The organism is Morganella psychrotolerans (assembly GCF_001676055.1).
Classification (GTDB): domain Bacteria; phylum Pseudomonadota; class Gammaproteobacteria; order Enterobacterales; family Enterobacteriaceae; genus Morganella; species Morganella psychrotolerans_B.
The window spans coordinates 21445-33513 of record NZ_LZEX01000002.1 but is presented as its reverse complement, the minus strand read 5'-3'; the positions used below and the strand labels follow the sequence as shown (position 1 = coordinate 33513).

Annotated in this window: 10 protein-coding genes; 3 read left to right on the top strand and 7 right to left on the bottom strand. The window is 49.5% G+C overall.

The window, feature by feature from the left end; all coding sequences use genetic code 11:
- Positions 1–37: 37 nt before the first annotated feature.
- Entirely contained in the window at positions 38–1687 is a 1650-nt protein-coding gene (locus tag AYY17_RS03570; RefSeq protein WP_067421359.1) for an alpha-keto acid decarboxylase family protein, read from the bottom strand.
- 140 nt (positions 1688–1827) lie between these two features.
- On the opposite strand from AYY17_RS03570, the gene AYY17_RS03565 reads away from it, so the two are divergent.
- Positions 1828–2751 (top strand): LysR family transcriptional regulator, encoded by a 924-nt coding sequence (locus AYY17_RS03565; RefSeq protein WP_067421357.1) that lies wholly within the window; start codon positions 1828–1830, stop codon positions 2749–2751.
- A 1-nt stretch (position 2752) separates the two neighbouring features.
- Here AYY17_RS03565 and AYY17_RS03560 read toward each other — a convergent pair whose 3' ends face one another.
- From AYY17_RS03560 to AYY17_RS03535, 6 genes are all read right to left on the bottom strand, one after another.
- On the bottom strand, positions 2753–3406 hold the full coding sequence (locus tag AYY17_RS03560; protein ID WP_067421355.1) for a DUF2786 domain-containing protein: 654 nt from the start codon (positions 3404–3406) through the stop codon (positions 2753–2755).
- 270 nt (positions 3407–3676) lie between these two features.
- Positions 3677–4681 carry a substrate-binding domain-containing protein gene (locus AYY17_RS03555; RefSeq protein ID WP_067421353.1) on the bottom strand — a complete coding sequence of 335 codons (1005 nt, stop codon included), beginning with the start codon at positions 4679–4681 and terminating at the stop codon, positions 3677–3679.
- Positions 4682–5028: 347 nt separating this feature from the next.
- Positions 5029–6069 (bottom strand): ABC transporter permease, encoded by a 1041-nt coding sequence (locus AYY17_RS03550; protein ID WP_067404392.1) that lies wholly within the window; start codon positions 6067–6069, stop codon positions 5029–5031.
- A gap of 52 nt (positions 6070–6121) precedes the next feature.
- Complete coding sequence (locus AYY17_RS03545) at positions 6122–7621, bottom strand: sugar ABC transporter ATP-binding protein (RefSeq protein WP_067421351.1); 1500 nt, start codon at positions 7619–7621, stop codon at positions 6122–6124.
- Positions 7618–9129, bottom strand: coding sequence for a xylulokinase (gene xylB, locus AYY17_RS03540; protein ID WP_067421349.1), 1512 nt, complete (start codon positions 9127–9129; stop codon positions 7618–7620). The genes AYY17_RS03545 and xylB overlap by 4 nt, the downstream gene beginning before the upstream one ends.
- A 3-nt stretch (positions 9130–9132) precedes the next feature.
- Entirely contained in the window at positions 9133–10170 is a 1038-nt protein-coding gene (locus AYY17_RS03535; RefSeq protein ID WP_067404401.1) for an NAD(P)-dependent alcohol dehydrogenase, read from the bottom strand.
- 211 nt (positions 10171–10381) lie between these two features.
- Here AYY17_RS03535 and AYY17_RS03530 point away from each other — a divergent pair, with 211 nt between their 5' ends.
- Both AYY17_RS03530 and AYY17_RS03525 read left to right on the top strand, forming a co-directional pair.
- Complete coding sequence (locus tag AYY17_RS03530; RefSeq protein WP_067421347.1) at positions 10382–10927, top strand: D-lyxose/D-mannose family sugar isomerase; 546 nt, start codon at positions 10382–10384, stop codon at positions 10925–10927.
- Between the two features lie 110 nt (positions 10928–11037).
- On the top strand, positions 11038–12039 hold the full coding sequence (locus AYY17_RS03525; RefSeq protein WP_067421345.1) for a LacI family DNA-binding transcriptional regulator: 1002 nt from the start codon (positions 11038–11040) through the stop codon (positions 12037–12039).
- Positions 12040–12069 lie beyond the last annotated feature (30 nt).

Below are 12069 nucleotides of genomic sequence, written 5' to 3'. Positions count from 1 at the left end.
GATGTGGCGTTTTTTTGGTAACAGCCGTCAGTCTCAGTTAAAACGAATACAGGGATCCCGCTGATGCTCCCAGTTTTTCAGCCAGTTCAGAGGCGGCATACCGGTCGGTTATGATTTCAATATAAGCCGCGCGGTCACCGGACTCTGCCTCTTTAATCGCATCATCCAGTTCCGTGCAGGTGGTGACGCGGCGGCAATACCAGTCATCACACCCCAGCGCTTGCGGTAATTGTGCATAATGCCACTGTGGTAAATCGTTATAAACCGCTTCCGGGTCTTTACACAGCAGCCGTTCAATCAGATAGCCGTCATTATTGAGCACAAAAATAAGCGGTTTCAGCCCGGCCCGGTCAAACTGGCTTATCTCCTGTGCGGTCAGCTGATGAGCGCCTTCCCCGGTTATCAGAATAATTCGTTTGTCCGGTGCGGCAACCGCCGCACCAAAAGCCGCAGGTGTTGCCCAGCCGATTGAGCCCCATAACGTTTGGTTATGGAACTGCGCACCTTCCGGCAGCAGGGCAAAGCCCAGCCCCATTGAAACCGTCCCGGTTTCAGCAATAATAATATCGTCCTTTCTGAACATTTGCTCAAAACGCGGGTAGAGATATTGCGGTATTATTTCGCCGGATACATCAGATACCGGCAAACCAAGCCCGGTTGCCGGCAGAACAGAACAATCAGTGTGAGGCAGTGCGGTGATTAATGCAGAGAGAATATCGCGCATATACACCTGCGGAAAAATGGCCGGGCCGACACTGACGTGTTCCGCCATAATGCTGATAAGTCTTTGCGGGGCAATTTCAGCGGTAAAGCTGCCGGTATTGAAATCAGTCATAACGGCACCAACACTCAGGACACACTCACAATTTTCAACAAACTCCCTGACCTGCGGGTTCATCAGTTGCCCGTTATACATACCGGTGTAATGGGGATCTGATTCACTGATAATGGCTTTATCCATAAACATGGTGGCGTATGGCAGACCTGTTTTATTGATGAGTGCGCGCACATCGTCAATTAAACCGGATCGGACAGATAAGATGCCGGGTAAAATACAGGTGCTTTTGCTTGCCGCCAGCTTAGCGGTAATGGCGGTAACAGCCGCAGACAGTGAGGCGCTATTACTGACCGGCAGCGCGTGAGGAGCGGTGTTTTCCGGTGTTTTAACCGGCAATACAGCGTAATCAGACGGAAAGCCGATATAGACAGGGCGGCGCTCACGCAGCGCGCTGGAGATAAGCCGTTCTGTTTCCTGTACACAATTTTCCGGTGTCATTATTGCGTGGGCGCAGGCCAGACGCTGCCCCAATTCATAAAACAGGCTGAAATCCCCGTTACCTAATGTATGGTGAACCAGGCGCCCGCTTTTTTGTACGCCGCTTGCCGGCATACCAACCAGATGAAAAACCGGCAGATTTTCGGCATAAGACCCGGCGATGCCGTTTATGGCACTTAATTCCCCTACACCGAAGGTGGTTGAAAGCGCCGCCATTCCGTTGATGCGCGCATAGCCGTCGGCAGCGTAAGCCGCGTTCAGTTCATTACAGTTTCCTATCCATTTCATGCTGTTACTTTCACATACGGCATCTTCAACCGGAAATGCATAGTCACCTGCGACACCAAAGACATGGTGGATCCCGAGTTCCTGTAAACACGCCAGCACATGCTCAATTACTGTTTTTGTCATTTTTTCTTCTCCGGTAAATACGGTGCTGATTTATCAGCGTCAAATCATTAACTCTATGAATGATTTGTAACGATAATCCGGAGTAATAGGAAATGGTTTATACTCATCACGGCTATGACTAAATGTAATAGGAATGAAACATGGATATCCGGGCACTGCGGTATTTTGCCGAGGTTGTACAACTTAATGGTTTCAGCCGCGCAGCAGAGTCATTATGTGTGACACAACCCGCCATCAGCCGCAGCATTCTGAAGCTGGAAGATGAACTCGGTTTCACACTACTGACCCGTGAAACGGATGGTGTAAAACTGACAGATGAAGGGGCGATTCTGTTTGATCATGCCACCCGGATCCTGGCGCAGTTTCATTGTATGAACAAAGCGTTACAGGATAAATCCGGCCCGCTGACCGGGACACTGAATGTTGGATTACCACCGGTTATCGCATCAACCTATTTCGCCGATATTATTATGGCATTCAGTTCCCGGCATCCGCAGGTTGAACTGAAAATCTTTGAACTGGGCACCAAACAGATGCTGGATGCGATGACAGAAGGCAGTGTCGAAACTGCTGCCGTCATGTTACCGTTTGATAATAATTTGTTTGATTTACAGCGATTTACCACTAACCGACTGATGTTGTTGGTCAATGAGCAGCATCCGCTGGCGACAAAAGAGCAGGTTCTGTTTACGGAATTACTGGATCAGAAATTTGTTTTTTTCTCTGAAGATTTCCGGATTAACGATCTTATCCGCAGCGCCTGCGGAATTTATCACAGTAAGCCAATAGTGGCAGGGCGGAGTAATCACCTGGATTTGATTATTGCAATGGTAAGTGCCGGGGTGGGAATTACATTACTGCCTGACAGCATGTGGCGTAACAGGCGGATTGACGGGCTGGCGATTATCCCGGTTATCTCTCCGGTGCTCTCTTATGACTTAGCACTGGCTAATGTGAAAGGGTATCAGAGCCGCAGTTGCCGGGCCTGGAATACGCTGGCAAGAGAAAAACTGGGGATCGGGCAGGGGAATAATGCGCAATTGACTGAAAGTATTACTGAATAATTTACTGAAGATAGACTATATAAATTACAAAGAAAATCATTACTGCCGCAATTAATACCAGCGGAATATTGCGTTTCACCAGTATATTTTTTATTTTGCTGATGATTAATTGTCGCATACCACTTTCCGGCGGTGTTGCATCACGGCTGAAATCAGGTGCTTGCGGCGGGGTTACCGGTTGCTGCGGCAATATCGGTTGTGCAGAGACTTCCGGCTCAAGCCTGACCGGATCAGGCTGATTTTCCTGTTCCTGTGGCATTTGTTGCTGCTGTTTTTTTATCGCCTGTCTTTTTTCCAGTTCGCGGAGTGCTTGTTGTTCCCGCTGTCGTTGCAATTCCCGTTGTCTTTGTTGTGCGACCAGCGCCTGTAGTTCTCTGAGCCGCTGCTCTTCCTGCTGTTTCTGCCGTCCCATTTCCCGGTGGCGTTCTTCTGCGGTCATTGGTTTCGGAGGGTATTTTACCGGCTGTTTTTCAGGTTGTACCGCCGGAGGTATTTCTGATTCAGAGGAATAAATATCGGATAACGAGAGAGCATGCTTTTTCATAAACAGCCGTGCTTTCGCAAAGGCGTTTGCCGCCTCATTCTCATTACCGGCGTTTTCCGCAAGAGACATTAGTTTCTGTACTTTTGCGATTGCTTTATCCCGATCAGTCATAGTGTCGCAGAATTTGATGTTGTATTTATATTGATTAAGTAATTATATAATACTGTTAATTTATACTATGTGAAGCGGGCGGGAGAGGGGGCCGGTGTATTCAGTGGTTAATGTTTACAGCCAAACACCGGTTTTTTTATCTGTTCAGAAAATAGCAAAAAGAGTCATCACGCAGAGTTATCCGCCATAGAAAATATATGATAAAGAATAAAAAAACCGCCGTTCTCATATGAAAACAGCGGCTTATTCAGAAAAAGAGGCGTAATCAGCTTACTTACGGGCATCCAGTAACTGTTTTGCGTTCTCTGTCGTTACTTCTGTCCACGGAATAGCATAGTGGTTATCTTTACCATCATTCCACTGCAGTTTGTCTGCGTATTGCGCCCAGATTTTGGACTGTGGCTGATAGCTGTCACCTTTTACGGCTTTCATTGCAAGGTCGATAGAGCCCTGCATCTGTGCGTTTGCATCCTGAAGGATGGAAACCATTTCGCCTTCCTGCACGGAACGGATAGCATCAGAAACACCATCCACACCCGCGATAGAGAAATCACTGACATTCAGACCGGCAGATTTGATAGCTTCAATAGCACCTAATGCCATTTCGTCATTCTGCGCGATAACGCCACCGATTTTACCACGGTGCTTCTGTAACCAGTTTTCCATCAGCGGCATAGCTTCAGCGCGTGACCAGTTAGCGGTTTTACGCTCTAACACTTTCACTTTGCCCGGACCACATTCTGCAATGGCTTTGTCATTACCTTCGCCGCGCTGAATTTCACCGCTGCCGCCTTTCGGCCCTTCGATAATAACCACGTTACCTTCGCAATTCATTTTTGCCAGAACCGCTTTGGCTTCCATGTAACCGCCGAGGACGTCATCAGAAACCACTTCAGCTGTCATTTTATCTGTATTCAGACGGGCGTTGGTGACGATAACAGGGATTTTTGCCTCATTCGCCATGGTGACCACGTCAATGTTCGCTTCATAATCCATCGGGTTAATAATGATAGCGTCAGTTTTGGTCTGAATAGCAGTCTCAGCCTGGTTATTCTGTACCATCGGGTCGTAACGACCGTCATAAACAGTAATAACCGCATCACCACTTTTCACAGCCGGATGTTCTTTTGCCGCTTTTTCCATTAACTGGACAAACTCAGCTTTCATTCCATACATAAGTACTGAAATTTTTACCGGGTTATCCTGAGCCGCAAATGCCTGGCCGCCCATCAGCAAAGCAGTGGTAAGAGCTGCGATCTTGGTCAGTTTGTTCATGGTTGTTCCTTGTAGGGTAGCTGTTTTTATAGTCTTCTTTTTTTTTACGCTTCATCCTTCAGCCTGTGGCGGTGTTGGCTTCGTTCAGTATCCCGGGTCACATACTGGTGTATGCTCCCGGGGTGTTCTCACTTTGCCGCCTACCTGCAAAACGAATGATTTTACGTTTACGCTTCATCCTTCAGTCTGTGGCGGTGTTGGCTTCGCTCAGTATCCCGGGTCACATACTGGTGTATGCTCCCCGAGCTCCTTCACTTTGCCGCCTTGCCACAAACTGAATGATTTTGCGTAAATTCGCTTGTCATTCGGAATGTGGCGGGCTGAAAAAATCCGCGTGGGTACTGCTGTCAGTCACGACGTTGTTTGCGTGACGGATCTAAAAGCACGGCGATAACAATTAATGCACCTTTGATAATCTGCTGGTAATAGGATTGAACACCGAGCAGGTCGAGGCCGTTATTCATCACGCCAATAATTAATACGCCGAACAGGGTGCCGACTAATGTTCCGACGCCGCCTGCCATACTGGTTCCGCCGATAACAACCGCGGCGATAGCATCCAGCTCGTAAGCACTCCCTGCGCTGGTCTGTGCTGAACCGGTGCGGGCGGTGAGGATCAGGCCTGCAATACCGGCTAATGCGCCACACAGGGTATAAACCAGTACTTTGATTTTAATTACACTGATACCGGAGGTTCTCGCACTCTTTGGATTTCCGCCGACCGCATAAACGTAACGCCCGAACGTGGTTTTATTCAGCAAAATCCAGGCAAGAATAAAGATAGCAGCCAGAATAACCACCGGTACCGGGATATCAAAAATATAGCCGTTTCCTAACCAGCGGAAATCACTGTTAAGCTGTGATACCGGGTTACCGTCAGTGGTCAGCAGTGTCAGACCGCGTGCGGCAGATAACATTCCCATGGTGACGATAAACGGCTGAAGATTAAATTTTGCCAGAATGGTGCCGTTGAGCAGACCACAGACAATCCCGATCCCCAGGGCGATAATCATCGGAACCATCACTGCATTGGCAGTATCACCGATAGCCAGTCCGGTATTGCTGGTGGCAAAACGCGCCGCCACAATGCCGCTCAGTGCCAGTACGGAGCCGACAGACAAATCAACACCGGCGGTGATAATAACGAACGTCATGCCGATGGCGAGAATGCCGTTTATCGAAATCTGGCGCAGGATAATCATCATATTATCCTGGCTCAGAAAGTAGTTATTGGTCCAGTCGCCGCGGGCGACCTGAATTTCACCCACAACAGCAACAATCAGGCACAGAACAAAGAACGCCAGAATGATGCCGTATTTGTGCATGTTTTTCTTGTTACGGGCAATAAATGAGATCCCTGGTGAGGGCGCAGTATTTGTTGTATTCATGGTCACTTCTCTTTATTCATGCATACGATGACGGGTGAACGGCTGTGCATCATCACACCGCAAGTTTCATTAAATCGGACTGAGTGGCATTGGCTGCGGTCAGCTCTCCGGCGATCCGCCCGTCCCGAAAGACAATAATGCGATCACTCATTCCGATAATTTCGGACAGCTCAGAAGAGACCATCACGATACCTTTGCCCTGTAATGCAAACTCGGACATAAAACGGTAGATTTCTTTTTTGGCGCCGACATCCACGCCGCGTGTCGGTTCATCAAGCAGCATCACATCCGGCTCAATCAGCGCCCAGCGCCCGAGAACCACTTTCTGCTGGTTACCGCCGCTGAGATTACCGACTAATTGTGCGGCATCCGGCGTTTTCACATTGAACAGGTCAATCATGTCATTCGATCGCGCCTGCTCTTTTTTGTCATTGATAAAGCCGCCTCTGCTGATCGCGCCGAAGGAGGCAATATTAATATTTTCATTAATGGAGCGCCCGAGCATCAGCCCGGTCTCTTTGCGATCTTCCGTGACATAGGCTATACCGGCATTGATCGCATCTTTCGGGGAATGTTTATCCAGATGCTGCCCGTTAATATGAATGGTGCCTTTGTCCGCGTGTTCAATTCCGAAAATCAGATCGAGAAACTCAGTGCGCCCGGAGCCGACTAAACCATAGATCCCGAGGATTTCACCTTTTTTCAGGTTCAGACTGATATCATGCACATGGTTATCGCGGGAAAGCCCGGCAACGTCCATGATGGTTTCAGTCGTCGGCTCATTGAATTTGGCAAATTCATCTTTGATTTCACGCCCGATAATCAGCTCGATCAGCTTCTCACGGTTAATATCTGCCAGCGGTCCGTCAGTGATAAAGGTACCGTCACGAAAAATGGTGAAGGTATCGGCTATCTGAAAAATTTCGGACAGGCGGTGGGAGACATAAATAATGCCTTTACCTTTTTCCGTCAGGCGGGTGATGACATCAAAAATCTTCCGCGCATCTTCCTCGCCAATGGCTGAGGTTGGTTCATCCATAATGATGATATCTGCATCAGCATGGGAGAGCGCTTTGGCGATTTCCACCAGTTGCTGCTCGGCAACGCTCAGGTTGCGCATTTTTTCTGTCGGGGAGATATCAAAATGTAAATCAGCCAGCAATTCAGTGGTTTGCTGATTAAGTTTTTTGAAATCGACAAAACCAAACCGGCGCGGCTCACGTCCCAGCCAGATATTTTCAGCGACCGTCAGGTCAGGAATTGAGCTCAATTCCTGCTGAACGATAGCAATACCGGCATGCAGCGCTTCAATCGGCTGATGAAATTCGCAGCGCTTACCTTTGACATAAATTTCGCCGGCATCCGGACGGATAAACCCCATCAGGATGCTGAGAAAGGTTGATTTACCGGCGCCGTTCCCGCCACACAGGGCGTGAACAGAGCCTTTTTTCAGCGAGAACTGCGCATTTTTCAGAGCCACAACCTGACCAAAGGCCTTGCGCACCCCTTCAACCCGCAGTAACTCGTCACTGTCTGCATAAGACGCCGTCATAACGAAACCTCCGGATATTCTGATGTCAGTAAAGTGAGGTAGTTCTGATACAGCGATTCATACACCGGCACATTTGCCGGATCCGGCTGCGTGCGGGTGTTCTCATCCAGTTGAACAAAGCGCTCACATAACGCGGCTAACTGTGTTTCCGGCGTTGTCTCCGTGGTCAGTGTATCGCTCCAGATGGCCTGAACGGCAGCACCTAGTGCAGCGGCTTCCTGATTGGTCACACAAACCACAGGCGTTGCCATGATATCCGCGACAATCTGACGCCATTTTTCGCTGCGCGCGCCGCCGCCGGTCAGACGGATTTCGCGGGTGGTTACGCCTTGCTGACGGAACAGATCAATACCAAAACGCAGCCCGTATGTGGCACTTTCAACCACGGCCAGGCTCAGGTTTTGTGGTGTCAGGTTGCTGCCGTCCATGTTATGCAGGCTGGCGCGGGCATCGGGTAACTGAGGTACGCGTTCGCCATTAAAGAACGGCAGCATGATAAGACCATCCGCGCCCGGTTTACTGCTGTTCAGGGCATCATTAAAGGTCTGAATATCCAGCCCTAATAATGACTGAATCGTGCTGGTGGCGGATGTGACATTCATCGTACAGATAAGTGGCATCCAACCATTGCTGGAGGAGCAGAAGCCCGCGATCATAGCGGAATCCGCCACAACCGGTTTCTCTGCAAAGGTAAACAGGGTGCCGGATGTCCCGAGGCTCATGGTGGTGATCCCCGGTTTGATATTGCCGGTACCGATTGCCGCCATCATGTTATCGCCACCACCGGATGCCACACGGGTTTGCGGCGAAATACCCAGTTTTTCGGCGATTTCAGGACGAACTGTGCCGATCATCTGTTCCGCACGGACTAACGGCGGCAGTGCCTGCCATAAAATCCCTTCCGGATCGATAAGGTCAGCAGCTTCTTTGTCCCATTCGCGGGTACGGATATTCAGCAGTCCGGTGCCGGATGCATCGCCGTACTCAGCACAGGCATTGCCGGTGAGCCAGAAGTTCAGATAATCGTGTGGTAACAACACATAGCGCAGTTGCTGCCAGAGTTGCGGGTGCTGCTGCTTAAACCAGATAATTTTGGAGACAGTGTAACCGGTCTGCGGCAGCAGCCCGAGGCGCTCAATAGCGGCTTTTTCGCCACCGAGCGCATCGATAAACCACTGGTTTTCCGCATTTGTCGAGGTATCACACCATAACTTTGCCGGGGCAAGCACGTCACCGTTTTCACTGACCGGCACAAAACCGTGCTGCTGACCGGAAACAGACAGGGCGCGGATCTCACGCCCGTCAATGCCGGCACTGCGGATTGCCTGTGCAAAAGCCGTTTCCAGTGCATCAGTCCACCAGCAGGCTTCCTGTTCACGGCGTCCGCCTGACTCACTGATCATCTGATGAGGCGCGCTGCCCTCACCTAAAATGCGTGCGGTCTGGCTATCGACAATAATGACTTTGGTACTTTGTGTTCCGCAGTCGATACCGGCATAGAGCGTCATGTGTTACTCCATTTCCAGCACGATTTTCACGTCGGTCGCGCGGCCTTCGGCAGCACGCTCATACGCTTCAACACTGTCTTTGAACTTATAGGTTGCTGACAGCAGCGGAGCGACATCCAGTTTGCCGGAACTGAGCAGACGAATGGTGCGCGGATACATGTTGGCGTAACGGAAAATAGTTTTGAAGGTGATTTCTTTTGCCTGTGCTGCCACGATATCCAGCGGAGCCGGATCGATCGGCATCCCGACGAGAACAGCAGTACCGCCCGGGGCAATATGATCAGAGATTGAGGCGATAACCGGTTTTGCTCCGCTGCACTCAAACAGCACGTTTACGCCTTCGCCGCCGGTCAGTTTGTTGACGATATCAGTCAGTGCCTGCTGATCTTTGCTGTTGATGGCATGTAAGCCCTGATATTTTTCTGCAATTTTCAGTTTTTCATCAAACACATCGCAGATGATCACATCAGAACAACCGCCCGCCAGTGCGCACAGTGCAGTAATAATACCGATAGTGCCGGCACCAATTACCAGACCGATATCACCCGGTTTGATCCCGGCTTTGGTCGCAGACTGCATACCAATCGCCAGCGGCTCAACCATCGCGCCTTCGGCAAAGGTGACGTTGTCCGGTAATTTAAAGGTAAATGCAGCAGGGTGGATCACGCTTTCGCGCAGGCAGCCGTCGATTGGCGGCGTTGCCCAGAAGCGGACAGCCGGATCCAGGTTATAGATACCTGCACGCGACTGCGGAGACTGTAAATCAGGCACGCCCGGCTCCATACATACGCGGTCGCCGACTTTCAGGTGTTTTACATTTTTACCGGCAGCCGTAACCACGCCGGATGCTTCATGGCCCAGCACCATCGGTGCTTCAACCACAAACGGTCCGATTCGACCATGCTGGTAATAGTGGACATCACTGCCGCAGATACCGACGGTGTGAATTTTTATCTCAACGTCATTGTCGCTCAGGACTTCATTGCTCTGCCAATCCTGAATCGCGATCTTCCCTGCTTTCTCTAACACTAATGCCTTCATGATCACTTCCTTTCATTAAAATGATATCGATATCATTGCTATGATTCGGATAGTAGACCAATCTTTATTATAATTATGTGATGCTGGTTAAATTTTTATTAAAAAAAGACGTTTTTACTTATAACGGGTTCAATGAATGGTCTTATCGATCACGTTTTTGTGCTTCATGGTAAAGGTATAATGATACCGATATCATTTCGCGGAGGTGCAGATGAATAAACAACGCTATATCACTGAATCATTGGCAATACTGGAGAAAGGACACATTGTCCTGACAGAGGCTGAAAAGCATAATATCGAGATTGCCCATTTTAATCTGCCTGATTATCCCCGTTCAGGCCTGCAACTGCTGACGTACTACAACAGCCCGCATTACTGTGCGAAAGAGCTGGTACTGTTTGCAAACCAGACCTGCCCTGAACACCGCCATCCGCCTTATAAAACGCGCCCGGGAAAACAGGAAACGTTCCGTTGCCGCTGGGGAGAGGTCTATTTGTTTGTTGATGATTCGTCACTGACACTCAATCAGGATGCACAGGGAAATCCGGTTTGCAGCCCGCCGGAAGGTGATGAACAGTGGTATACCTGTGATCGCTTTATTTTATTGCGCCCGGGTGAGCAGTACACCATTGCACCAAATACCCGCCACTGGTTTAAAGCCGGCCCGCAGGGGACGGTTGTTTCCGAGTTCTCGACGGAGAATACAGATGAATTCGATATTTTTACCGATCCACGGATAAAACGGCTGGAATGTTAAAATAGCTGACACGGTTTTTCTCAGCAAAAAGACACCTTTTCGCGTGACTGAATCGATTTAGATGATAATATAATGGTACAAAATGATGCTTTGGCGCTAAGGAGATAAAATTGGCGGAACCCCGGACACAAAAGGTCACACTTGAAAATGTCGCCGCAATCGCAAATGTCAGTAAAATTACGGCATCACGCGCATTTTCGCAGCCTGCTAAGGTTCACCCGGAAACGCTGAGGCGCATTCTTGATGCTGCAGATAAAATTGGCTATGTCGTCAATGCAGCAGCACGCAACCTGCGGGCTAAATCCTCCCGTACTATCGGGATTGTCAGCCCGGACATGAGCAACCCGTTTTTTGGCGGGCTGGCAAAACGTATCACCCAGGAAGCCTATAAAGCCGGCTATGACACTCTGATGTTTGATTCATACGAATCACGCGAAAATGAAGCTCGTATCATTGATAAACTGATTGGTTATAACGTCGATGCCATCATTTTGTCGGTTGTTTCCGCTGAACGGGTATATCGCCCGGACTATGTTAACCAACTGGCACTGCTCAATATTCCGGTCATTCTGGTCGATCGGGAGCTGGATGCAAAAGGGTGCAGCGGTGTGTATATCGATAATCTTGACTGCGGGTTGCAGGCAGGGCGCTATCTGTTATCTCAGAAAGTAAATAATGTTGTCATTATCTCAGGTCCCGAAGATTCCAATGTCGCTCAGGATCGGGTGACCGGCATGGTGGCAGGATTACACGGGCAGGTCAGCAGTGTGAATGTGCTGCATGCTGATTTTCTGATGGATGAAGCCTTTAAAGTGACGGATCACTATCTGAAATATCATGCGGCACCGGACTATTTTGTCGGCTGCAACAACCAGATTTCACTGGGAATTATCAAAGCCTGCATCAGACACAATCTGATCCCGCAAAAAGATGTTTCACTGTTCAGTATTGATGAAGTCTCTCATGCGGATATTTATGGGTTTGATTTTCCATGCATTTCTCATGATTTACAGGAGATTGCATGGCAGGCAATTAATATGGCAGTCCGGCGGGCGACTGACAGCAGCGCCCCGGCGAGCAAGGTCATCGTCCGCGGCGTCCTCCAGTCCTGATCCGCGGGATCCTCCGGTTTGTGGCTGTGT

Coding starts and splice junctions, on each gene's coding strand:
- AYY17_RS03570 (WP_067421359.1), bottom strand. CDS start 1,687: ATGACAAAAACAGTAATTGAGCATGTGCTGGCGTGTTTACAGGAACTC.
- AYY17_RS03565 (WP_067421357.1), top strand. CDS start 1,828: ATGGATATCCGGGCACTGCGGTATTTTGCCGAGGTTGTACAACTTAAT.
- AYY17_RS03560 (WP_067421355.1), bottom strand. CDS start 3,406: ATGACTGATCGGGATAAAGCAATCGCAAAAGTACAGAAACTAATGTCT.
- AYY17_RS03555 (WP_067421353.1), bottom strand. CDS start 4,681: ATGAACAAACTGACCAAGATCGCAGCTCTTACCACTGCTTTGCTGATG.
- AYY17_RS03550 (WP_067404392.1), bottom strand. CDS start 6,069: ATGAATACAACAAATACTGCGCCCTCACCAGGGATCTCATTTATTGCC.
- AYY17_RS03545 (WP_067421351.1), bottom strand. CDS start 7,621: ATGACGGCGTCTTATGCAGACAGTGACGAGTTACTGCGGGTTGAAGGG.
- xylB (WP_067421349.1), bottom strand. CDS start 9,129: ATGACGCTCTATGCCGGTATCGACTGCGGAACACAAAGTACCAAAGTC.
- AYY17_RS03535 (WP_067404401.1), bottom strand. CDS start 10,170: ATGAAGGCATTAGTGTTAGAGAAAGCAGGGAAGATCGCGATTCAGGAT.
- AYY17_RS03530 (WP_067421347.1), top strand. CDS start 10,382: ATGAATAAACAACGCTATATCACTGAATCATTGGCAATACTGGAGAAA.